The sequence below is a fragment of the Pseudomonas sp. NKUCC02_KPG genome, assembly GCF_019345465.1.
GTDB lineage: Bacteria > Pseudomonadota > Gammaproteobacteria > Pseudomonadales > Pseudomonadaceae > Aquipseudomonas.
Genome location: NZ_JAHKRC010000002.1, coordinates 319,210 through 340,804, shown reverse-complemented (window position 1 = coordinate 340,804; position 21,595 = coordinate 319,210). Strand labels below are relative to the sequence as shown.

Sequence of the window (21,595 nt, the reverse complement as noted above, 5' to 3'; positions counted from 1 at the left end):
TGCGCCTACGAGCATCCACCCTGTGGGAGCGGGCTTGCCCGAATCGCGAGCAAGCCCGCTCCCACAAAGGCGGCCAACCCCTAAGTCAGCGCATTGTCACAGAAGGTTTTGAGGGTGCGACGCAGCCAGCGATGGGCATGATCGTTGTCCAGGCGCGGGTGCCAGGCCTGGACGATATCGACCGGCTGCAACGTGAGCGGCAACTCGAACGGACGCAGTTTGAGGCCCAGTGGCTCAAGGGTTTTGAGCAACATCTGGGGCATCAAAGGCAAGATCAGATCACCCCCCGTCAAGGCAAAGATCGCCGAGTAAAACGTCGGCGTAGTGAACGACACCCGGCGCTCCAGCCCCAGCTCGGCCAGCAGCGTATCGATCGGTCCACGGGCATGTCCCCTGCGTGACACGCTGATATGGTCGAAACCGGCAAACCGCCCGGCCGTAATGGGCTCATCGAAAATCGGATGCCCCTCCCGGGCCAGCCCTACAAAGGGGCAGGTAAACAATCTTTGCACCTTGATATCCGAGCTGAAGCGGTTGGTGGCGCAGATGGTCAGGTCAATGCGGCCTTCATTCAACGCCTCATCATCGGTAAACCCCTCAGGCACGACCCGCAACGTAGCCTTGGGCATTTCCAGGGCCATTTGCTGACGCAACGCTGCGCCATAAACACCAAAGAACACGTCATTGGCGCGAATGCTGAACGTGCGCTCCAGCTCACGTAAATCACTGTTCTGGCTTTGGGTGAACACACCGTGCGCCAGCTCAACCACACCCCTCACCTGCTCACGCAACTCCAGTGCCCTGGGAGTGGGGACAAGCCCACGGCCTGAACGCACCAAAATAGGGTCATTCAAGACTTCACGAATTCGGGTCAAGGTGCGGCTCATGGCCGGAGCGCTCAGGTTCATGCGCCGGGCAGCGCCCACCACCGAGCCTTCTTCGAGCAAGACGTTCAAGGTCACAAGCAGATTCAAGTCAGGTATTTGCATGGCGCAAAGGTTATCGGGTAACGCTTGGCGTGCCTAGCCGGCTCGCCATGCACCATTGTTGCGCATCAGGTAAAACAGTTTCGCGCACACTTAGCTAGCTAACTAAGTTTGACCTTGATACATTGCCGCCCGTCAGGTTGATGCCTGACGCTCTCTTTGGTTGAGAATTTTTGGTCATTACCGGATCCCCATGAAGGTAATGGCCTTTTTTACGCCTGCCATTTCTCTGCGCCCCAAAGCAGAGCCATCCCAAGTGGTGGACCCTCCCATCCTGAACTACGCTGGCAGCCCAATCCATTACAACGATTGGGGACTCTATGCAGCTGGGTAAAAAGATTTCAAATCTGGAAAAACTGGCCTGCAAATACAACCACTGGATCCATGCCACCCGTATCAGCCTGGCGTTCCTGATTACTTTTGTTGTCATCCGTTACTTCAAACTCGACGGCGCCTCCTATGCCCTGATCACCATGCTCATTGTGATGGGGCCGCAGCCTTATTGGGGCAATGTGTCCTCCCGGGCCGTGCAACGTACCGGCGGCACCATCATTGGTGCGCTGTCGGGGCTGGTGGGGTTGTACCTGGAAACCTATTCGTTCTCCCTCATGCTGGTGTGGTCCGGCGTCATGATGTTCATCGCCGGCTACCTGACCCTCGGCAAACACCCTTACATGGCCCTGCTGATCGGCGCAACACTGGCGGTGGTCAGTTGCGCTCCGCCCAATGACATGGAGTCCGCACTCACCCGCAGTGGCTACGTACTGGCAGGTTCCTTGCTGGCCATGCTCTATACCAGCATTTACCCCCTGCGGGCCTACACCGACCTGCGGATCAAACTCAGCGAAAGCCTGGGCAAGATCAATGAGCTGTACGCGGCGTACTTCTCCCCCCGGATCGCCGAGCGCCCCGACCTGGAAGACCAGTTGAAGGATGAACTGGATGCGATTATCAAGTTACGCAACTACATCGCCCCCGCGAGCAAAGAAACCAACCTCAAGCCACAAGTGTTCGAGGCCGTGCAAACCCTGCACCGCAACATGCTGGCGACCATGAGCCTGATGATCGATGCGTACTGGTCTTCGCGCGAGAGCCATCTGCTGATTGAGAGCGAACCGGCGTTGAGTGACCTTCACCAACTGATTCCACAAGCCCTCGAATCACTCCAGAACAAATTGTGCCTGGGCATCGCAAACAATCAGATCAGTGGCGAACTGCGCCAGAAAACCCACGATTTGCATGAGCTTGTTCTCAAGAGCCTTGATGGCAAGATCAGCGAAACGCCCTTTTACGCCTATGTCTGGCTGAGCCTGGAAATGCTCAGGCAACTGACTGAATTCAATGACCAACTACACAGCGCGCTCTATCAAAACACCCATAGGCACTTGTTTAAAAACGACAAACTTCCAAATGAAAAATAGCGTTTTGGCATCGACCTGAACGGTTCGTCGACCGGGCGCAGTGCAAAAGTCACCTGTGCTGCTCTCGCCATTCAGGTCCCTGCCTTGCGCGCTGAGGACAGCTATTAATCGAGCGCGCACATCAATTTCGATGACTTAAAGCACAAAAGATAAGGTTTTTTCGTACTCAGAAAACGCTTTTTTAGCTAAAAAACACGATTCAAGAACACACAAAAAATCAAATAAGCCTTTGTTTTATAACGGAATATATTAAAAAACATTGATTTCAGCATGTGTCAACTCCCTCTTGGCCACCCTCCTGCTTCGCCTGGCCTGCTGGAAATTATGGTCTAGGCTCTGCCTCGCACCCGTATTAATGGATTTGAACGGTTGAGCCTATGAAACGACCACCTGCACCCAAAAACCACCCGAACCTCAACCCGCCTTTGCACGCTCCCGACGTGTGGAGTGTTGGGCATGCGCGCACGCCTGACCTGCACTCCAGAACTTTAATTCCTACCGCACTGTAAATAGGAGGGCTTATGCAGCTCACCCCCAGAGAAGTCGAAAAACTGATGGTTTACACCCTCTCGGACGTCGCATTCCGGCGCAAGGCTCGCGGCTTGAAATTGAACTATCCAGAGGCTGTTTCAATTATCACCGTGACCGCACTGGAAGGCGCGCGGGACGGCAAGTCGGTTGAAGATGTCATGACCGAGGCCAGCAAGGTGCTGACCAAAGATGACGTGATGGAAGGTGTCAGCGACCTGATTCCCAATGTTCAGGTTGAGGCGATTTTCACCGACGGCAGCCGTCTGGTCACGGTCCATGACCCGATCAAGTAACCGCTGTTCCACACCCGGTTAACGCAAAACTTCCACGTTTTGAGGAATCAGTCATGAGCACCAAAGAGACCGCAGGACCGCACCAGGATACCCATCCAAAGCACACTATCCCCCACGCCAAAAATCCAGGTGGCGTAAACAAGGGCAATGAGGCCGATGTACCCCTGGGCGGCACCGTTTACGCCAGCACACCGATCACCTTCAACGAAGACCGCCCTGTCACCAAAGTCAAAGTGCGTAACACCGGTGACCGTCCTATCCAGATCGGTTCTCACTTTCATTTCTTCGAAGTCAACCGTGCCCTTGAGTTCGATCGTGCCGCAGCTTTTGGCAAGCGCCTGAATATTTCAGCCACCACCGCTATCCGCTTCGAGCCGGGTGACGAAATTGAGGTGCCGCTGATCCCTTACGGTGGCAAGCAAACCCTTTACGGCTTCAACAACCTGGTGGATGGCTGGGCACCGGACAAAATGACCAGCAACCATGAACGCCCGGAAAAACTCCAGGCCATTCAGCGCGCAGTCGATCACGGGTTCAAGTTCTCCAAGCCTGCCAAGCCCGTCAACGACAAGTAACCACAGCATTTTCATATTTTGCACACGCGCCGTTGAGTCATTGACGCCCGCGCGGCATTAGAAAAGGAGCCACCGATGCCAACCATTTCACGCAAAGAATATGCAGGCCTGTTCGGCCCTACCACGGGCGACAAAATCCGCCTGGGTGACACCAACCTGTTTGTCGAGATTGAAAAGGACTTACGTGGTTACGGCGAAGAATCCGTCTACGGCGGCGGCAAATCCCTGCGAGACGGCATGGGGGCCGACAACACCCTGACCCGCGACAACGGTGTGCTGGATCTGGTGATCACCAACGTCACCATCATCGACGCGATCCAGGGCGTGATCAAAGCCGACGTGGGCGTGCGTGACGGCAAGATTGTCGGTATCGGCAAAAGCGGCAACCCGGGCACCATGAGCGGAGTGACCCCCGGCCTGGTGGTGGGTGTGAGCACCGACGCCATTTCCGGTGAGCACCTGATCCTGACCGCCGCCGGGATCGACACCCACGTTCACCTGATCTCGCCACAACAGGCCTACCACGCGCTGTCCAACGGCGTGACCACCTTCTTCGGCGGCGGCATCGGCCCTACCGACGGCACCAACGGCACCACCGTGACCGCAGGCCCGTGGAACATCCGCCAGATGCTGCGCTCGCTCGAAGGGCTGCCGGTCAACGTCGGCATGCTCGGCAAGGGCAACTCCTTCGGCCGCGACCCGCTGGCCGAGCAAATCATCGCCGGTGTCGCCGGTCTGAAGGTTCACGAGGACTGGGGCGCAACCTCAAACGCCATACGCCATGCGCTGCGTACTGCCGATGAAATGGACGTCCAGGTGTCGGTGCACACCGACAGTCTCAACGAATGTGGCTACGTCGAAGACACCATTGATGCCTTCGAAGGTCGTACCATCCACACCTTCCACACTGAAGGCGCCGGTGGCGGTCACGCCCCCGACATCATCAGGGTGGCAAGCCAGAACAACGTGCTGCCGAGCTCGACCAACCCGACCCTGCCCTATGGTGTCAACAGCCAGGCCGAGTTGTTCGACATGATCATGGTCTGTCACAACCTCAACCCGAACGTGCCGGCCGACGTGTCGTTTGCCGAAAGTCGGGTACGCCCGGAAACCATCGCCGCCGAAAACGTGCTGCAGGACATGGGCGTTATCTCCATGTTCTCCAGTGACTCCCAGGCCATGGGCCGTGTCGGTGAAAACTGGTTGCGCGTGATGCAGACCGCCCATGCGATGAAGGCTTCGCGCGGCAAACTGCCGGAAGACAGTGCCGACAACGACAACTTCCGTGTACTGCGGTACGTGGCCAAGATCACCATCAACCCGGCCCTGGCCCAAGGTATCAGCCACGTGCTGGGCTCGGTCGAAGTCGGCAAGATGGCCGACCTGGTGCTCTGGGATCCGCGCTTCTTCGGTGCCAAGCCGAAGATGGTGATCAAGGGCGGCATGATCAACTGGGCCGCAATGGGTGACCCGAACGCCTCCCTGCCAACCCCGCAGCCGGTGTTCTACCGTCCGATGTTTGGCGCGTTCGGCAAAACCGTGCAGGACACCTGCGTGACCTTCGTGTCGCAAGCGGCCCTTGAAGACGGCGTGAAAGAAAAAGCCGGGCTGGAACGTCAGGTCGTGGCAGTACGGGGCTGTCGCACCGTCTCCAAGAAAGACCTGGTACGCAACGACCAGACGCCGCATATCGAAGTTGACCCTGAAACCTTCGCCGTAAAAGTCGACGGTGTGCACGCCACGTGCAAACCCATCGACGTGGCCACCATGAACCAGCGTTATTTCTTTGGCTAAAGTCTGAACGGGCAGCCGCCGGGGACGCATTCATCCCCGGCGGCAAACGCCCGGCAAATGATTCGGGGAAGGAGTTTGCGACGTGATTTTGATTGAACACATTCTGGGCAACGCCAAGAAAGACCCGCACTGGAAACAGAAACTGGAAAGCGCCAATGTCGACCTTCTGGTACTGGACCAGCGTGAAGCGCAAAAAAGCCGCTGCCGGCGCACCAGTCTCGGCGGGCTGGACCTGGGTATCTCACTGGAGCGCAACGTCGTGCTGTCCGACGGTGATGTGCTGATGTGGGATGACGCCACCAACACCGCCGTCGTGGTGCAACTGAATCTGCGCGACGTGATGGTGATTGATCTCAAGGAACTCAAACAGCAACCCCTGGACGTCCTGATCAAGACCAGCTTCGAACTGGGCCATGCCCTGGGCAACCAGCACTGGAAAGCCGTGACCAAACACAACGAGGTGTACATCCCACTCACAGTCGAAACCAAAATGATGGATTCGGTGATGCGCACCCACGGTTTTCAACACTTGCCGTATGCCTTTGTCGGCGGTGCTGAAGTCCTGCCACTGCTGACCACTTCAGAGGCACGCCTGCTGTTTGGCGGCGCCGAAGAAACCGACACCCACGTTCACGTGGCCAGCCCGCAAGACAAGCTGGACGCGGCAGCCCTCAAGATCCAGGGCCTGCACAGTCACGACTCGCACAGTCACAGCCACGACAATGGCCATACGTTTCACAGCCATAAGCACTGAATCCGGCAAGAAGGCGCTTTGATGAACGCATCAGATCTAATTCGCATCATGCAGTTTGGCGATTCCGTATTGCCAGTGGGTGCCTTTTCGTTCTCGAACGGCGTGGAATCCGCCATTCAGAAAGGCATCGTTCACGATGTCGCGACCCTCAAGGGCTTTGTCCTCACGGCGCTCAAACAAGCGGCCAGTTGTGACGGCATGGGCGTCGTCGCCGCGCACCGGGCCTGCGTCGCGGAAGACCGCGACGGGATCCTGCGCGCGGACTGGGCGGTCAATAACCGCAAGCTCAACGAAGAAAGCCGGTTGATGGCGACGCGCATGGGTAAAAAACTGGCCGAAATGTCGATCCATGTCGTCGAAAAACCCTTGGTCCGCTGGTGGCTGGAGCAGATCAAGGCCGGCAACGCGGCGGGCACCTACCCCGTCACCCAGGCCGTGGTGATGTCGACGCAGGGCATTGGCGCCAGGGAAGTGGTGGTGATGCACCAGTACGGTGTCGCCATGACCATCCTCAGCGCCGCCATGCGCCTCATGCGGGTCACGCACCTGGACACCCAGCACATTCTGTTCGAACTCAACCACGACATTGAAGCCTTCTGCGACATCGCTGAAATCGGTGATATCGAACAGATGTCGTCCTATGTACCCATCGTCGATGTGCTCGCCGCCGCTCACGTCAAAGCACACGTGCGGCTGTTCATGAACTGATACCCCAGGATTGCGTTGACGTGGTCGACGCTCAATCAGCTCCCCTATCTGGTAAGGAAATAACCGTGAAAAAGATTACTCGTATTGGTATTGGCGGCCCGGTCGGTTCAGGTAAAACCGCGATCATCGAAGTGATCACTCCGATTCTGATCAACCGTGGCTACAAGCCATTGATCATCACCAACGACATCGTCACCACCGAAGACGCCAAGCAGGTAAAGCGCACCCTCAAAGGGATCCTGGACGAAGACAAGATCCTGGGTGTCGAGACCGGTGCCTGCCCGCACACCGCAGTGCGTGAAGATCCGAGCATGAACATTGCAGCGGTCGAGGAAATGGAAGAGAAGTTCCCCGACAGCGACCTGATCATGATCGAGAGCGGCGGCGACAACCTGACCCTGACCTTCAGCCCCGCTCTGGCCGACTTTTACATCTACGTGATCGACGTGGCTGAAGGCGAAAAAATTCCGCGTAAAAATGGCCCGGGCCTGGTGCAGGCAGACATTCTGATCATCAACAAGATCGACCTTGCACCCTATGTCGGCGCCAGCCTGGATGTCATGGAGAGCGACACCAAGGTGGTGCGCGGCAACCGTCCGTACATCCTCACCAACTGCAAGACCGGCCACGGCATTGAAGAACTGGTGGACATGATCGAGCACATGTTCCTGTTCGCCCAAAAACCGGCGGTCAAGAGCGAGGTCACTGCATGACAGCGCAGAGCCAGATCGTGAACACTCCGTCACGGCTGCGCGCTCACGCACTGGGCAATGATGCGCCGGAGCTGTCGCAGTACCAGGACGAACCTCCACAAATGCAAAGCGGTGCCGTGGGAAAAAGCGGCTACCTGCGACTGGGTTTTGAAAAGCGCGGCAATCGCAGCGTGCTGGCGGACATGGAGCGGCGCGTGCCGTCGCTGGTGCAGCGGGCCCTGTATTGGGACGAGGTGATGCCCGAGCTGCCCTGTGTGACCATGATCTCGACTTCTGGCTGCGTGCTGCAGGGCGACCGTCTGGCCACTGACGTCAATGTAGGGGTGGGTGCCTGTGGGCACGTCACCACCCAGTCAGCGACCAAAGTGCATTCAATGGATGCCAACTACGCCACGCAAATCCAGCACTTGCGAATCGAGGAAGGCGGTTATCTGGAGTTTATGCCAGACCCGCTGATCCCCCATCGCAATGCGCGGTTTATCACCAGCACCCAGATCAAGATCCACCCCACGGCAACGGCGATCTACTGCGAAGTGTTGATGTCGGGGCGCAAATACCACCATGTCGATGAGCGTTTCGGTTTTGACGTTTACTCCTCGCGAGTGAGCGCTGAAAACCTTGAGGGCCGCGAACTGTTTGTCGAGAAATACATTCTTGAACCGAAAAAGGAGAGCCTGGACGCCATTGGTGTCATGCAGACCTTCGACGTGTTCGGCAACGTGGTGCTGCTCACGCCCAAGGAGCATCACGACCGGATTGTGGAGCGCATCCCGGCGCTCTTCGACATGAGCGCAGGGCTGGCCAGCGGCGTTACCCGCCTGCCGAACGACTGCGGGCTGATTTTCAAGGTACTGGGCAACGACAGCGGTGAGGTCAAGGCGCAAATTCGCGAGTTCTGGAAAGTCGCCCGCGAAGAGATCCTGGGCCTGACACTTCAGCCGCAGTTTTTGTGGAAGTAGCTGTGTAGCAGCTGTCGAAGGAACGAGGCTGCGTCCGACGGCGCAGCCATCGTAATCCCTGAGGACAGGGTTTGACTGGCACACCGCAGTGCCTGATTTTGCGACGGCTGCGCCGCCAGACGCAGCCTCGTTCCGACGGGAGCTGCTACGTAATATCCGGACATATCAGGACGGCTCTTGGCCGAATGCACAATTGGGAGAGTCAATATGGAAACTGCATCCAAGTGGTCAAAAGTGGCGGATGGTAACGTCGTCCTTGAGTTTATCGACGTCACTCTGCGCGGTTGCGCTCAAGTCATGTTCCAGAACAACCCCCTGACCGGCTTGCTGTTCTTTGCCGCGATCTTTGTCGGGGCTTTTGCCGAAGGCAATCCGGCAGTGGCCTACGGCAGTGTACTGGGTACCGTGGTGGCAACCCTCACCGGCATGCACCTCAAGGACCACACCTCCTGGAAAGCCGGCCTGTACGGCTATAACGGCTGCCTGGTGGGTGTCGCCCTGCCGACCTTTCTTGCCGTCACCCCCATCCTGTGGCTGTGCATCATCCTGGGCAGCGCGGTCTCGGTGATCGTCACGATCTGCATCGCCGACATCCTGAAAACCTGGAAAGTCGCTGCGCTGACCGCCCCCTTCGTACTGGTGACCTGGACCATGCTGCTGGCCAGCTATGCCTTTGGTGGCCTGGAAAACAGCTCCCTGCCCGTGCCCAACCTGCCCCATGATCTGGTCGCCTACAACACCAGTCTGTTCGACGGCATCGACCTGTTCAAAAGTACGTTCTACGGTGTTTCTGAAGTGTTCCTGATCAGCACGGTGATTGGCAGCGTGCTGTTTCTCGCAGGGCTGGCGGTGTCATCGTTGTGGGCCGCCGTGTTCGGCATTCTCGGATCGCTGCTGGCCGTCCTGACCGCCGTGGTCCTGCAGGCCGAACACAGCAGTATCAATAACGGCCTGTATGCATTCAGCGCCGTGCTGACGGCCATCGCCCTGGGTTCGACCTTCAACAAGCCAAGCTGGCGGGTACTGATCTACACCGTGATCGGGGTGATTTTCACTGTCTTTGTGCAGGGCGCCTTGAATACAGTATTGGGCCCGGCAGGCATCCCGACCCTGACCATGCCCTTTGTGCTGGCTTCCTGGTTGTTCCTGGTGCCCAACAAAGACGTCATGCCGGCCCACCGCCAATAATTTCCGATCCCTGCCGGAGCCTTCCCATGACCGTGATTGCCCAACCCCTGGTCAATGCCGAACCGTCGAACACCACGCGTCGTGCCATTTACCTGCTGGCCGGATTGATTCTGGCCAACCTCCTCGCCTGGGCCTGGGCCTTTATCGAGTTTGGCAACAACCCGGTACTGATGGGCACCGCATTACTGGCGTACGGCTTCGGCCTGCGCCACGCCGTGGATGCCGACCACATCGCAGCCATCGACAATGTCACCCGCAAACTGATGCAGCAGGGCAAACGACCGATTGCCGTAGGCACCTGGTTCTCCCTGGGGCATTCCACCATCGTGGTCCTGGCATCCTTTGCCATCGCCGTCACGGCGTTGGCTTTCAAGGACGACATGGAGTGGTTCCATGAAACCGGCGGATTGATCGGCACCCTGGTGTCATCGGTGTTCCTGCTGCTGTTCGGCGTGCTCAACCTGGTGATCCTGATCTCGGTGTACAAGAAGTTCAGGCTGGTCAAGGCCGGCCACAGCCTGCCACCCGAAGAGCTGGACCTGATCACCACCCACAAAGGTGGCCTGATGGCGCGCATCTTTGGCCGGGTGTTCAACCTGGTCAATAAAAGCTGGCACATGTACCCGGTGGGCTTTCTGTTCGGCCTGGGCTTTGACACCGCCACCGAAATCGGCCTGCTGGGCATCAGCGCCACCAGCGCATCCCACGGCATCAGCCTGTGGTCGATCATGGTCTTCCCGATACTGTTCGCCGTGGGCATGGCCCTGATCGATTCACTGGACAACTTCGTGATGATCGGTGCCTACGGCTGGGCGTTTTCCAAACCGGTGCGCAAGCTCTACTACAACATCACCATCACGGCCGCCTCGGTGGTGGTTGCGTTGTTCATTGGAGGCGTCGAGGCATTGGGACTGATTGCCGACAAACTTGAGCTAACCGGCGGGATATGGACGCCGATCAATGCCATCAGTGAAAACTTCGGCGAAATTGGCTACTGGATCATCGGCATGTTTGTGCTGTGCTGGTTGATCTCGGCTCTCAACTACTACCTGCGCGGTTATGACCAACTGGCAGCCAATACCTGAAAAAGCCCCAGCACCCGAGACCCCGTGTGGCAGCCAGGAAAACCTGGCCTACACTCCCTTCACCCCTTAACAGACGCGTCGTAGGTGCCATGACTTTATTACAGGACGTAAAAAATCGTATCTCCTTTGCCTATGGAGTCGCTTTGCTGGTGGCGATCAATGGCTTTCTATTATTTATGCCGGTGTTGCACCGTGGCATTGCTCACGCCAATACCGTCTCCGGCTCGTTTGACTCATGGAAGGAGGCCCTGAGCTTTTTAGCCTTGCTGGAAATCCCCGGTTTTGTAGTGGGTTTCGTACTGGTACTGATGTCACTGGGGCTGTTGATCAAGTCGCGTATCAGCTGGTTTTTTGCATTATTGCTGTTGGTAGCCACCGTCTGCGTTGATTTTTTCATCCTTAAAAAAACCGACGCAGTGACCTTTTTTTCACTCTTCACGATTGCGGTCCTGGTCTTCTACTGGCGCCGCTTTGACCACTACAGCCTGGCCACGGGCAGCTTCTTTGCAGTGGTCAGCATCGCCTCGCTGATCGTCTACAGCACCCTGGGCACACTCTACATCGGTGAAGGATTCGCTCCCCCCGTCACCGACCTGCCGTCAGCGTTCTACTTCGCCATTGTGGTGATGTCGACCGTTGGGTTTGGCGACATCGTGCCCCATACCACCGATGCGCGGTTTTTCACCCTGACGGTGATCATCCTGGGCATCACCATCTTCGCGATCTCGGTGGCGTCCATTGCCGGCCCGCTGATCAGCAACAACATCCAACGAATCGTTAAAGGCAGGATTACCCACATGGCCCGTAAAAATCACTACATCCTCGTCGGCGTCGGTTCACTGGCACAAAACGTCTACAAAGGCCTGACCGATCGCGGCGAGCACGTCACGGTCGTGTGCGCCACCGGCAGTCAGCACGACTTGCCCGAAAAGGCCGACATTATCGAAGGTGATCCATCGGCTGCTTCAACCCTGAAAATGGCCGGTGCCGAGGACGCCAAATACATCGTGACCCTGTGCGACAGCGACGCCGAAAACGTGTTCACCATTCTGGCGGCCAAGGAAGTTGCGGGGGATGACACCCAGATCATCGCGCTGGTCAACGAAACGCGGAACATGCCCAAGGTCAAACGCGTCAACCCGACCATGGTGCTGTCGCTGCCGTTGCTGGGCAGTGAGCTGCTGGTGCGCACATTGCAGGGTGATGAGATCAACAATGACCTGATCACCGAGATGTTCTTCGGCAAGTGTACATCACTGGCCTGAGCCTTTGGCCTGGATACAAAAAAAGCCCTCTGACGAGGGCTTTTTCATGGCCGTTGCAACCTTGGTTACGGGTTGTCTGATGCGGGTAGCGGCGTGACCTTTGCTCCGGCAACCAGGCCCAGCTCAACGGCGACAAAGCCGATTACCAGGCTGAGTACCAGATAGCAGAGGGAGACAAATACACCGCTTGGGTCTTTCATCATTTCGACGGCGCCGAACACGAAGCTGGAGAACGTGGACAACCCGCCCATGATCCCGGTGCCGACCATCACGTGTACGTATTGATTGATCCGGTTGCTCTTGAACAGCGACGTAGCCACTCCCAGCAGGAAGGCGGCGACGATATTGACGACAAAAATATCCATCGGAAAACCGTCGGCCAGGCGCGGCACCGACAGCATGACAAATTCGCGGCACATGGCGCCAAACGCGCCGCCGACGAAAATCAGAATAATCATGTTCAACATGGTGTTTGCTCCTGTGTCAGCGCGCCAGCCAGGCGCCGAATGCGGCGGCGGCCAGACCGACCAGTACCGAGATGATCAGATAACCTGCCGCCCATGCACGGTCCCTGGCCTTGGCCAGCTTGGAAGCATCGAGCTGCATGCTGCTGAACGTGGTGTAGCCGCCAAGAATACCGGTGAGCACGGCAGCACTCAGGAAGTCGCCATAGCGGTCACGCCAGTCCACGGTAAACAGGATGCTCAAGTAACCGATGACAAAGGCGCCGCTGACGTTGATCAAAAACGTGCCCAGGGGCAAGGAGCCCTTATACAACTGCCCCACCCGCAGTCCGATCCACCAGCGCAGCAACGACCCCAGCCCGCCCCCCAGCCCGACCCAAAAAACATCCAGCGCAGTCATGAAAGTCCCTCTCGTGTCTGTTGGTAAGTGAGGGGAACTCTAGTTCAGAAATACCAGGCGGCACGTGATTTGGAGCATGAGGGGCACCACACACTTTCTTGAACTTTGTGCCTGGCATTTACGGGAGTTGCTTGGTATTTGAATAGCCGCTTTGAAATGGAAGTCACTTGCTAAAGTCCCACCGGCAGAGTCGTTTTCAACATCAAAGGTAATGAGTATCGGCTCGTGGTCGCGGTGGCTTACCGCTTCAGCGCCCTTTACATCAAGTTCGTCGGCACCCATAAACAGTACGACGCCATTGATGCCGATACCGTTGAACTGGAGTAACCCATGAATATTCGCCCAATCCGTACTGAACAAGACTACCAGGACGCCCTGAAGGCTGTTTCCCCTCTGTTCGACAATGAGCCGGAACCAGGTACCCCGCAGGGCGACTACCTCGATGTCATTATTACCTTGATTGAAGCCTATGAAGCGAAGCACTTCCCGATGGACCTGCCCAACCCGATAGAGGCCATACGCTTCAGGATGGAGCAGTCCGGGCTGTCACCTGCCGACCTGGTGCCCGCTATCGGCAGGCAGAACCGGGTTTACGAGGTGCTCAATGGCAAGCGGGCGCTGACGCTGCCCATGATCTGGAAACTGCATGAGATGTTTGGCATCCCGGCAGAGAGTTTGATCAGGCCGGCAAAACCCTAGCCGCCAGGTATCCCGTCAGCCCGGTGGTTTAAATACAGGCGATTGCGATGAAAAGGAGTACCCTGCCCTCCGGCTTTATCCCCACGCTTATGGACCCCCTATGTTTCCCAACGCTGAACGCTACAACCACTCCACCGAATACGCCAACAAACTGGTAGACCGCATCGGCCAGACCCCGGCCTGGATTGCCCAGCGCATCGGCGTGACCGAAAAGCGCATGCGCTACATCCTCGCAGGCTCGCGCACGATCAAGGGTGATACCACAGAAATCATCATGAGCTACGCCGAGCAGTTCTGCCTGGAGTGCCTGGCCGCTGAAGCCAAGGCCGCCAAGGATCGCGCCAAATCCAAGGCCACCACACCCGCCAGCGACGCTTAAAACAACCCCATCTGCCCGCCCACCAGCGCGCTGAAGTCGTCGTCGACAAATACCAGAATCGCGTCCGCCACCGGTTGTAGCTGACGCGTCAGGTAGTGGTCGTAGTCCACCTGCGCGGTGCGGTTCTCCAACGGCTGGGGACCGGCCACGGTCATCACATAGCTGATGGTGCCGCCGTTCTGGTACTGCCGGGGCCGTCCCTGCTGGTCGTTGTACTCATCGGCCAGCCGCGCCGCCCGCACATGGGGCGGGACGTTGCGTTCGTAATCACTGAGTTGACGACGCAGGCGCTTGCGGTAAATCAGCAGCTCGTCATGCTCCCCAGCCAGGGTGCCGCGCACAAAATCCCGTACGTAGTCCTGATAGGGCTGGCGATTGAAGATACGCAGGTACAACGCCTGCTGAAACTGCTGGGCCAGCGGCGACCAGTCGCTGCGCACAGTCTCAAGCCCCTTGTAGACCATCTCCCGACGCCCGTCTGCATGGGCCACCAACCCTGCATAGCGCTTTTTACTGCCCTCTTCGGCGCCGCGGATCGTGGGCATCAGGAACCGGCTGTAATGGGTTTCGAACTGGAGTTCCAACGCACTGGTGAGCCCGTATTCGTCACGCACATGGGCCTGCCACCACTGGTTGACGTGCCGCACCAGGTCATGGCCGATACGGGCAGCGTCTTGTTCGCTGTGTTCACTGCGCAGCCAGACGAAGGTGGAGTCGGTGTCGCCATAGATCACGCTGTAACCCTTGGACTCGATCAATGCCCGGGTCTTGAGCATGATCTCGTGTCCCCGCAAGGTGATCGACGACGCCAGTCGCGTGTCGAAAAAACGGCAGCCACTGGAACCCAGTACCCCATAGAACGCATTCATGATGATCTTCAGGGCTTGGGACAAGGGTGCGTTTTTTTCCCGCTTGGCGACTTCGCGCCCATTGGCCACCCGCTCAATAATGGCAGGCAGACAATGCCGGGTTCGGGAAAAGCGCGCCCCGCGAAAGCCTGGCACCGAGGCCTCGTCACTCGGCTCGCGAAGCCCTTCCACCAGCCCCAGCGGATCGATCAGGAAGGTGCGGATAATCGACGGGTAAAGGCTTTTGTAATCGAGTACCAGCACCGACTCGTAAAGCCCCGGCTGGGACTCCATCACAAAGCCGCCGGGGCTGGCCTGGGGTGGCTTGTCGCCAAGATTGGGGGCGACAAAGCCCTGGCGGTGCATCAGTGGCATGTACAAATGGTAAAACGCTGCCACCGAACCACCGCTGCGGTCTGCCTCAAGGCCCGTGACCGAGGCCCGTTCCAGCAGAAAGGTCAGCAACTCGGTTTTCGCGAATATCCGCGTCACCAGCTCGCAGTCCTTGAGGTTGTAGCGCGCCAGCGCAGGCTTGTCATGGGCAAACATGCGGTTGATTTCGTCCATGCGCTGATACGGCGTGCTGATGTCCTTGCCTTCACCCAGCAGGGTCTGGGCGACGTTTTCCAGGCTGAAGGAGGGAAACGACCAGGTTGCCGAACGCAACGACTCAATGCCGTCGATGATCAGACGCCCCGCCGCGCTGGCGAAAAAATGGTTGTTTCGGGTGCCGTGCTCGCGCCACTGCATTTCACTACCACCACGTCCCAGCAGCAACGGGATACCCAGCCGGCGGGCATGCTCGTGCAATACCCGCAGGTCAAATTGCACAACGTTCCAGCCAATGATTGCATCGGGATCATGCAGCGCCAGCCACTGGTTCAGGCGCAGCAACAGGTCGCCCCGGGTCGCACAGAACTCAAGATCGAAATCGACCGCAGTGTCAGCCTCGGTGGCCTTGCCCAGCATATACACCTGACGCTGGCCACAGCCCTCCAGGGCAATGGAATACAGGTCACCCTGGGCGCTGGTCTCGATATCCAGCGAGACCAGTTTCAAGCGCGGCCGGTAATCGGGATGGGGCTTTAGCCGGGCATCCAGCAACGAACCATCGTCCTGGGCCCGGCCGCCGAAACTCACCGGGGCGGTGATAAAACGCTCCATCAGGAAACGCTCCGGCGGGCGCACATCAGCCTCATACACATCGACCCCGGCGCGCCGCAGACGCTGGGCAACGTCCATCAACTGGGTATGCTGGCGGCAGTAAAGGCCCGTGACCGGTCGCGATTGAAAATCGCAGAGTTGCAGCTCGCGAAACGCCACACCCCGTTCATCCTGCAACAGCGTCTGCGCCTGAGCGAGCTGCACCGTCGGGATGAACGCGGTCGAGGTCTGACAAGGCAGGCGCACGTGCTGCGGCCCGTCATCGGTCGCCAACCAGAAGTCGACTTCGATACCCGACGGCGTATCGCGCCAGTGCCGGGTCAGGACAAACCCCTGCCTCAATTCCACCGCCGCAGCCTCACGAATTTACAAGCATGTCGCCAGCATCGCCAAACGGCGCATGGCGCTAGCGTCGCCGGGTTGCTTGGCGTAATAGCTCACCGAAGTGCCCGTACCCTGGGGCACCAGATCGGCAAAGGACTCTGCGCCACGGGTATACACCGTCAGTGGGCCGGTCTTGTCGTTGTTGACATAGGCACTGGCATCCACCCCGAAGACGCTTTCGTCCTCCCAGGAAAACTTGATGCATTCGGCGACCAGCGCCGTGGCTTTATCCGAAGCCAGCACCCGGACCGGGGCTTTGCTACGGGCAGTGTCCATCGCAGGAGACACACAACCGGCCAGCAAGGCCAGGCTCAAAACGCCAATCAGCATTCGCATTGGAAATCCCCTTGATAAAGGCCAATACGATATCACGCAGCCAGCTCGAACAGGTGGCTAAATAACCAGTACTCAACCCCCAGGCCAGAGCCAGCAAAGTCTGCGGGGCAGATAACCGTTGGTCATTTAACAGTGACCCAGACCACAGAATCGGCAGTTTTAAGCAACCACGACAGCGAATCCCGGGGTTAGTGCTAGCGTCAATAAAAATAAATTCGCCGCGCATCGGACGATAGAGCGCCATGGGCTATTGAAGGAGCAATACGATGGGATCAAGCACCGCCCGCAAAGCCAGTGTCACGGCACTCACGCTGGCCCTGATGCCGCTGGCAAGCTGGGCCGACAATGCCCGCGACTGGCAAAACACGCCCACCGACCTGAACATGCTGTTCGGGTATTACAACCGCGTCGACAGCAACACCCCCATCGACACATCACTGCCCATCGACGGCCTGTCGCTCAATGCTGATGTCTACATCCTGCGCTATGCCCGATCGTTCTCCGTAGAAGGTCGCAACACCGCGATCCAGTTCCTGCAACCCTATGCCGACCTCTCGGCGTCTTTTGACAACGCCCGCTTTTTCACCGGCACCAAGCACAACGGCGGCATGGGCGACGCCCAAGTGGTGCTGGCGCATAACATCTTCGGCGGCCCGGCCCTGAGCAAGGAGGAATTTGCCACATGGACCCCGGAAACCTTTCTCACCGGCGCCCTGTGGGTAACGACGCCCACCGGTGACTACGACAAAAACCGGGTGATCAATATCGGTGCCAACCGCTGGGTCTTCAAACCGGAAATCGGCTTTGGCACGCCCATCGGCCCTACCTGGCTTGAACTCAACACCTGGGTTTCGCTGTTCGGTGACAACGACGAATACCAGGGCGACAGCAAGCTTGAGCAAAAGCCGCTGTATGCCATTGAAGGCCATTACAGCTACACCATCAATCGCGCCCTCTGGGCCTCGCTGGACGCCACTTACACCCGAGGCGGCGAGACCAAGATCGACGGCGACTGGCAGGACAACAAACAGGAGAGCACCCTGGCAGGCGCCAGTCTGGGCTTTATGCTCACGCCCCAGTTCGGCGGCCTGCTGGCTTACTCCGACACCGTGACCGAACGCAAAGGTTCGCCGGATATCACCACCTGGACCCTACGCATGCAGTACGTCTGGTAGAGCCGCCAATCTGTAGCGGGGGGTGATCCCGCACCCTGGGCCATCGTACTCAAGCAAGGAATGCTTTATGACCGCGCTCAATGATCTGAACGCCCTGCAAGCCAGCATCGCCGAAGCGGTACTGGGCCAGGACGAGGTTATCCGCCAAATCATCGTCGGCCTGTTGGCCAATGGTCACCTGCTGCTCGAAAGCCTGCCGGGGCTGGCCAAGACCCGCACCGTCAAGGCGCTGGCCAGGCACCTGGATGCAAGGATGAGCCGTATCCAGTTCACCCCTGACCTGCTGCCCTCGGACATCACCGGCGCCGAAGTACTGCATCAGGTCGATGGGCAAAATCAGATCATGTTTCAGCCAGGCCCCCTCTTCGGCAACCTGATCCTGGCCGACGAGATCAACCGTGCGCCTGCCAAAGTCCAGGCCGCCTTGCTCGAAGCCATGGAAGAACGCCAGATCACCGTTGCCGGCAACAGCCATCAATTGCCCGGGCTGTTTATTGTTCTGGCCACCCAGAACCCTATCGAACAAGAAGGCACCTACCCGCTGCCCGAGGCGCAGATGGACCGCTTTCTGATGAAAGTGCTGCTCGACTACCCCAGCCCTGCAAACGAGTCTCAAGTGCTGCGCATGCTGCGCGCCGAAGAACAGACGCAACACGCAGCGATCGACAGCGAACCGGGGTTTGCCCTGGGTCAGGAGGCGATTTTTGCGGCCCGCGCAGAAGTCAGCGCGGTCACCGTCGCCCCCGCCATTGACCGCTACCTGATCGACCTGATCAACGCCACCCGGCATCCAGCCGACTACGACCCCGACCTGGCCCGCTGGATAACCATTGGCGCCAGCCCCCGGGGCGGTATCGGCCTGGACCGTTGCGCCCGCGCCGATGCCTGGCTGCGCGGTCAGGCATTCGTTTCACCCGATAATGTGCGCGCCATGGTCCATCCGGTACTGCGCCATCGACTGCAACTCAGCTACGACGCCGTGGCCGATGGCATCAATGCCGATCAGGTGCTCGACAGACTGCTCGACAAAGTCGCTTTCCCTGCCTGAGGAACTGGCCGATGCATGCTCCACAGCAGACCCCCGATGGGCGGGTGTACGTGTCTCTGGCGCAATTGATGGCGCTGGAGTTCAAGGCGCGGGCGTTGAGTTTTGTCGCGCGCCAGCCTCAGGGCAGCATCCTCTCGGGCAACCACGCGTCGCGCTTGCGCGGCCGTGGTCTGAATTTTGACGAGTTGCGCCGCTATCAGCCCGGTGACGACCTGCGCCACCTCGACTGGCGGGCCTCGTTGCGCACCGGCAAACCGGTGGTGCGCACATTTACCGAAGAGCGCGACCGCCCGGCATTAATCGTGGTCGATCAGCGCATGTCGATGTTTTTTGGTTCTAGCCGCAGTTTCAAATCCGCCACCGCCGCCGAGCTGGGCGCACTGGCAGCGTGGATGGTGTTCAACGCCGGCGACCGGGTCGGCGCCCTGGTGTTCAACGACCAGCGCATCGACAGCATCGCCCCGCTGCGCAGCCGCAAGCGGGTCGAAGCGCTGTGCAGCAAGATCGTGGGGCAAAACCATGAACTCAATGCCACGCAACCCGACTGCGAAGAGGCCACCCAGCTGGACAAGGTCCTGAAGCACTGCCTCGCCGTAGCCGGGCACGACCACCTGATTTGCCTGATCAGCGATTTCGCCGGGGCCGGAGCGCACACCCTGCAGTTGATGCGCCAACTGGCTGTCCACAACGATGTCATCGCGATGCAGGTCTACGATCCCCTGGCGCTCAACCTGCCAAAAGCCGGACGCCTGCTGGTTACCCAAGGCCAGTTACAGGTTGAGTTGGCGGTACAGCACGCGTACGTGCGCCAACCCCTGGGCGACTTCTTCAGCGGGCGCTTCAAGGACATCGCCAGCCTGCTGCGCCGCAGCCAGGTGCCGCTGATGATGTTCAGCACCGCGCTGGATGCCCACAGCCAGCTGCGTACCGAACTGGGCAAACTGGGTGGGGGGCGTCGATGACCACCCCTATCCCCAGCATTGACCAACTGCAAACCCTGGCCCTGCCTGCGCCCGTCAGCTACATGCCGCAGACCTGGGGCTGGTGGGCCTTGCTCGGGGTTGTGCTGACCGGCCTGGCGGCCTGGGGCGTACGCGCCGTCTGGCAGTGGCAACGCAACCGCTACCGGCGCGAGGCCTTGCAACGCCTGGCGCAACTGCGCGCGGCCAACGACTCGTTGGGCACCTTGCGCGAGCTGCCCACGCTGCTTAAACGGGTGGCCCTGTCCATGCCCGGCCCGCAGGTCGCAGGCCCGTTGCAGGGTGACGCCTGGCAGGATTTTTTGCGCAGCCACAGCCCCCGGCCCGTGCCCGAGGATTTCAGTCAGCAACTGGCGTTTCTGGCCTACGCCCCGGATGAACAACTGCTCGCCCTGCCCGACACACAACGCCAGCAGTTGGTCGAGACCTGCACTCGCTGGGTGGAGCAACACCATGTGGCAGTTTGATTACCCCTGGCTGCTGCTGTTGCTGCCCTTGCCGTGGTTCGGCTACCGCTGGTTGCCCGCCTATCGCGAAGCCCGCAGTGCCGTGCGCGTACCGTTTTTCAACGCCATGAGCCGCGCCGTCGACCAGACACCCCAGGTGTCAGGCGCGCAGAACAACCGCTGGCAATTGCTGCTCAACCTGTTGGTGTGGGCATTACTGGTGGTGGCCGTGGCCAGGCCGGTCTGGATCGAAAAACCCATCGAACGCCAGCAACCGGTGCGCGACCTGATGCTCGCCATCGACATCTCGCAGTCCATGGAAACCACGGATTTCACTGATGCCAGCGGGCAGAAAATCAACCGTCTGGCGGCAGTCAAGCAGGTGGTCCAGGACTTTATCCAGCGGCGCAAGGACGACCGCATCGGCCTGATCGTGTTTGGCAGCGGTGCCTACCCGCAAGCACCACTGACCCTCGACCACGCCAGCCTGTCGCTGCTGCTGGACGACACCGCAATCGGCATGGCCGGGCCCAACACCGTCATAGGCGACGCCATTGGCTTGAGCCTCAAACTGCTCGACCAGGCCCATGAACCGGAAAAAGTGCTGATTCTGCTCACCGATGGCAACGACACCAGCAGCGCCATTCCCGTGAGCCGTGCAGCCTCGATGGCAGCGGCCAAAGGCGTGGTGATCCACACCATAGGGATTGGCGACCCGAGTGCCGAAGGCGAGGCCAAGGTCAACCTGACGGCACTGCAGGGCATCGCCAAAAGCACCGGTGGCCAGTACTTTCGCGCCGAAGATCGCGACAGCCTGAATCAGGTGTACACCACCCTCGACAGCATCACCCCCCATCAGGTGAAAACGTTCAGCCACCAGCCAAAGCGTGATCTGTTCTGGCTGCCGGTGGCGGGCGCCATCAGCCTGTTGGCGCTGTATCACCTGTTTGCGCTACTGGCCTCTCGCTTCAACCAGCGCTCAGCACGGCAGGAGGCTTGA

Annotated in this window: 22 protein-coding genes and 2 pseudogenes; 19 read left to right on the top strand and 5 right to left on the bottom strand. The window is 58.9% G+C overall.

Annotation, left to right across the window (positions count from 1 at the left end; genetic code table 11):
• Positions 1-80 precede the first annotated feature (80 nt).
• A complete protein-coding gene (locus KO536_RS04490) occupies positions 81-989 on the bottom strand; it encodes a LysR family transcriptional regulator (RefSeq protein WP_219261233.1) in 909 nt (302 codons plus the stop codon).
• Between the two features lie 317 nt (positions 990-1,306).
• Between KO536_RS04490 and KO536_RS04485 the strand changes: the two genes are divergently transcribed.
• The 11 genes and pseudogenes from KO536_RS04485 to kch all read left to right on the top strand — a co-directional run bounded on the left by KO536_RS04485 (position 1,307) and on the right by kch (position 12,272).
• Entirely contained in the window at positions 1,307-2,407 is a 1,101-nt protein-coding gene (locus tag KO536_RS04485) for an FUSC family protein (RefSeq protein WP_219261232.1), read from the top strand.
• 521 nt (positions 2,408-2,928) lie between these two features.
• Positions 2,929-3,231 carry an urease subunit gamma gene (locus tag KO536_RS04480; protein ID WP_016781195.1) on the top strand — a complete coding sequence of 101 codons (303 nt, stop codon included), beginning with the start codon at positions 2,929-2,931 and terminating at the stop codon, positions 3,229-3,231.
• A gap of 164 nt (positions 3,232-3,395) precedes the next feature.
• A pseudogene (locus KO536_RS24495) lies at positions 3,396-3,686 on the top strand (urease subunit beta); the annotation flags it as partial.
• Positions 3,687-3,881: 195 nt separating this feature from the next.
• Positions 3,882-5,600, top strand: a complete 1,719-nt coding sequence (locus KO536_RS04470; protein ID WP_219261230.1) for an urease subunit alpha — start codon at positions 3,882-3,884, stop codon at positions 5,598-5,600.
• A gap of 82 nt (positions 5,601-5,682) precedes the next feature.
• The gene (gene ureE / locus KO536_RS04465) at positions 5,683-6,354 is read left to right on the top strand and encodes an urease accessory protein UreE (RefSeq protein ID WP_133077602.1); all 672 of its coding nucleotides are present in this window, start codon (positions 5,683-5,685) and stop codon (positions 6,352-6,354) included.
• 21 nt (positions 6,355-6,375) lie between these two features.
• Positions 6,376-7,062, top strand: a complete 687-nt coding sequence (locus KO536_RS04460) for an urease accessory protein UreF (protein ID WP_133077601.1) — start codon at positions 6,376-6,378, stop codon at positions 7,060-7,062.
• A 65-nt stretch (positions 7,063-7,127) separates the two neighbouring features.
• Entirely contained in the window at positions 7,128-7,775 is a 648-nt protein-coding gene (ureG, locus tag KO536_RS04455; protein WP_019828475.1) for an urease accessory protein UreG, read from the top strand.
• On the top strand, positions 7,772-8,734 hold the full coding sequence (locus KO536_RS04450; RefSeq protein WP_133077600.1) for an urease accessory protein UreD: 963 nt from the start codon (positions 7,772-7,774) through the stop codon (positions 8,732-8,734). Before ureG ends, KO536_RS04450 begins: the two co-directional genes overlap by 4 nt.
• 207 nt (positions 8,735-8,941) lie before the next feature.
• Positions 8,942-9,922, top strand: a complete 981-nt coding sequence (gene yut, locus KO536_RS04445; protein WP_219261229.1) for an urea transporter — start codon at positions 8,942-8,944, stop codon at positions 9,920-9,922.
• 26 nt (positions 9,923-9,948) lie between these two features.
• Entirely contained in the window at positions 9,949-11,007 is a 1,059-nt protein-coding gene (locus tag KO536_RS04440) for a HoxN/HupN/NixA family nickel/cobalt transporter (protein WP_219261228.1), read from the top strand.
• 89 nt (positions 11,008-11,096) lie between these two features.
• A complete protein-coding gene (gene kch / locus KO536_RS04435; protein ID WP_219261227.1) occupies positions 11,097-12,272 on the top strand; it encodes a voltage-gated potassium channel protein in 1,176 nt (391 codons plus the stop codon).
• Positions 12,273-12,337: 65 nt separating this feature from the next.
• On the opposite strand, the gene crcB (KO536_RS04430) is transcribed toward kch, so the two are convergent.
• Positions 12,338-12,739 carry a fluoride efflux transporter CrcB gene (gene crcB, locus KO536_RS04430; protein ID WP_133077596.1) on the bottom strand — a complete coding sequence of 134 codons (402 nt, stop codon included), beginning with the start codon at positions 12,737-12,739 and terminating at the stop codon, positions 12,338-12,340.
• A gap of 16 nt (positions 12,740-12,755) precedes the next feature.
• On the bottom strand, positions 12,756-13,136 hold the full coding sequence (gene crcB, locus KO536_RS04425; RefSeq protein ID WP_133077595.1) for a fluoride efflux transporter CrcB: 381 nt from the start codon (positions 13,134-13,136) through the stop codon (positions 12,756-12,758).
• Positions 13,137-13,322: 186 nt separating this feature from the next.
• Here crcB (KO536_RS04425) and KO536_RS04420 point away from each other — a divergent pair.
• The 3 genes and pseudogenes from KO536_RS04420 to KO536_RS04410 all read left to right on the top strand — a co-directional run.
• Positions 13,323-13,463 (top strand): annotated as a pseudogene (locus KO536_RS04420) (type II toxin-antitoxin system HigB family toxin); the annotation flags it as partial.
• 3 nt (positions 13,464-13,466) lie between these two features.
• Complete coding sequence (locus KO536_RS04415) at positions 13,467-13,835, top strand: type II toxin-antitoxin system HigA family antitoxin (RefSeq protein WP_219261226.1); 369 nt, start codon at positions 13,467-13,469, stop codon at positions 13,833-13,835.
• Positions 13,836-13,935: 100 nt separating this feature from the next.
• Positions 13,936-14,214 carry a hypothetical protein gene (locus KO536_RS04410; protein ID WP_219261225.1) on the top strand — a complete coding sequence of 93 codons (279 nt, stop codon included), beginning with the start codon at positions 13,936-13,938 and terminating at the stop codon, positions 14,212-14,214.
• Here KO536_RS04410 and KO536_RS04405 read toward each other — a convergent pair.
• Positions 14,211-16,574 carry a DNA polymerase II gene (locus KO536_RS04405; protein ID WP_219261224.1) on the bottom strand — a complete coding sequence of 788 codons (2,364 nt, stop codon included), beginning with the start codon at positions 16,572-16,574 and terminating at the stop codon, positions 14,211-14,213. The two genes, KO536_RS04410 and KO536_RS04405, sit on opposite strands and share 4 nt — an antisense overlap.
• An 18-nt stretch (positions 16,575-16,592) precedes the next feature.
• Entirely contained in the window at positions 16,593-16,946 is a 354-nt protein-coding gene (locus tag KO536_RS04400) for a hypothetical protein (protein ID WP_219261223.1), read from the bottom strand.
• Positions 16,947-17,212: 266 nt separating this feature from the next.
• Here KO536_RS04400 and KO536_RS04395 point away from each other — a divergent pair, with 266 nt between their 5' ends.
• From KO536_RS04395 to KO536_RS04375, 5 genes are all read left to right on the top strand, one after another.
• On the top strand, positions 17,213-18,121 hold the full coding sequence (locus tag KO536_RS04395) for a transporter (RefSeq protein ID WP_219261222.1): 909 nt from the start codon (positions 17,213-17,215) through the stop codon (positions 18,119-18,121).
• A gap of 67 nt (positions 18,122-18,188) precedes the next feature.
• Complete coding sequence (locus KO536_RS04390) at positions 18,189-19,169, top strand: MoxR family ATPase (protein WP_219261221.1); 981 nt, start codon at positions 18,189-18,191, stop codon at positions 19,167-19,169.
• An 11-nt stretch (positions 19,170-19,180) separates the two neighbouring features.
• Positions 19,181-20,131, top strand: coding sequence for a DUF58 domain-containing protein (locus KO536_RS04385; protein ID WP_219261220.1), 951 nt, complete (start codon positions 19,181-19,183; stop codon positions 20,129-20,131).
• Entirely contained in the window at positions 20,128-20,616 is a 489-nt protein-coding gene (locus KO536_RS04380; protein WP_219261219.1) for a DUF4381 domain-containing protein, read from the top strand. Before KO536_RS04385 ends, KO536_RS04380 begins: the two co-directional genes overlap by 4 nt.
• Positions 20,603-21,595 carry a VWA domain-containing protein gene (locus tag KO536_RS04375; RefSeq protein ID WP_219261218.1) on the top strand — a complete coding sequence of 331 codons (993 nt, stop codon included), beginning with the start codon at positions 20,603-20,605 and terminating at the stop codon, positions 21,593-21,595. Before KO536_RS04380 ends, KO536_RS04375 begins: the two co-directional genes overlap by 14 nt.

What these genes read in the sequence shown, in the direction of transcription:
- yut (WP_219261229.1), top strand. Translation starts at nt 8,942, where the DNA reads ATGGAAACTGCATCCAAGTGGTCAAAAGTGGCGGATGGTAACGTCGTC.
- KO536_RS04440 (WP_219261228.1), top strand. Translation starts at nt 9,949, where the DNA reads ATGACCGTGATTGCCCAACCCCTGGTCAATGCCGAACCGTCGAACACC.
- KO536_RS04480 (WP_016781195.1), top strand. Translation starts at nt 2,929, where the DNA reads ATGCAGCTCACCCCCAGAGAAGTCGAAAAACTGATGGTTTACACCCTC.
- kch (WP_219261227.1), top strand. Translation starts at nt 11,097, where the DNA reads ATGACTTTATTACAGGACGTAAAAAATCGTATCTCCTTTGCCTATGGA.
- KO536_RS04485 (WP_219261232.1), top strand. Translation starts at nt 1,307, where the DNA reads ATGCAGCTGGGTAAAAAGATTTCAAATCTGGAAAAACTGGCCTGCAAA.
- crcB (WP_133077595.1), bottom strand. Translation starts at nt 13,136, where the DNA reads ATGACTGCGCTGGATGTTTTTTGGGTCGGGCTGGGGGGCGGGCTGGGG.
- KO536_RS04460 (WP_133077601.1), top strand. Translation starts at nt 6,376, where the DNA reads ATGAACGCATCAGATCTAATTCGCATCATGCAGTTTGGCGATTCCGTA.
- KO536_RS04385 (WP_219261220.1), top strand. Translation starts at nt 19,181, where the DNA reads ATGCATGCTCCACAGCAGACCCCCGATGGGCGGGTGTACGTGTCTCTG.
- KO536_RS04410 (WP_219261225.1), top strand. Translation starts at nt 13,936, where the DNA reads ATGTTTCCCAACGCTGAACGCTACAACCACTCCACCGAATACGCCAAC.
- KO536_RS04450 (WP_133077600.1), top strand. Translation starts at nt 7,772, where the DNA reads ATGACAGCGCAGAGCCAGATCGTGAACACTCCGTCACGGCTGCGCGCT.
- KO536_RS04490 (WP_219261233.1), bottom strand. Translation starts at nt 989, where the DNA reads ATGCAAATACCTGACTTGAATCTGCTTGTGACCTTGAACGTCTTGCTC.
- KO536_RS04400 (WP_219261223.1), bottom strand. Translation starts at nt 16,946, where the DNA reads ATGCGAATGCTGATTGGCGTTTTGAGCCTGGCCTTGCTGGCCGGTTGT.
- KO536_RS04380 (WP_219261219.1), top strand. Translation starts at nt 20,128, where the DNA reads ATGACCACCCCTATCCCCAGCATTGACCAACTGCAAACCCTGGCCCTG.
- KO536_RS04470 (WP_219261230.1), top strand. Translation starts at nt 3,882, where the DNA reads ATGCCAACCATTTCACGCAAAGAATATGCAGGCCTGTTCGGCCCTACC.
- KO536_RS04415 (WP_219261226.1), top strand. Translation starts at nt 13,467, where the DNA reads ATGAATATTCGCCCAATCCGTACTGAACAAGACTACCAGGACGCCCTG.
- KO536_RS04375 (WP_219261218.1), top strand. Translation starts at nt 20,603, where the DNA reads ATGTGGCAGTTTGATTACCCCTGGCTGCTGCTGTTGCTGCCCTTGCCG.
- KO536_RS04390 (WP_219261221.1), top strand. Translation starts at nt 18,189, where the DNA reads ATGACCGCGCTCAATGATCTGAACGCCCTGCAAGCCAGCATCGCCGAA.
- crcB (WP_133077596.1), bottom strand. Translation starts at nt 12,739, where the DNA reads ATGTTGAACATGATTATTCTGATTTTCGTCGGCGGCGCGTTTGGCGCC.
- KO536_RS04395 (WP_219261222.1), top strand. Translation starts at nt 17,213, where the DNA reads ATGGGATCAAGCACCGCCCGCAAAGCCAGTGTCACGGCACTCACGCTG.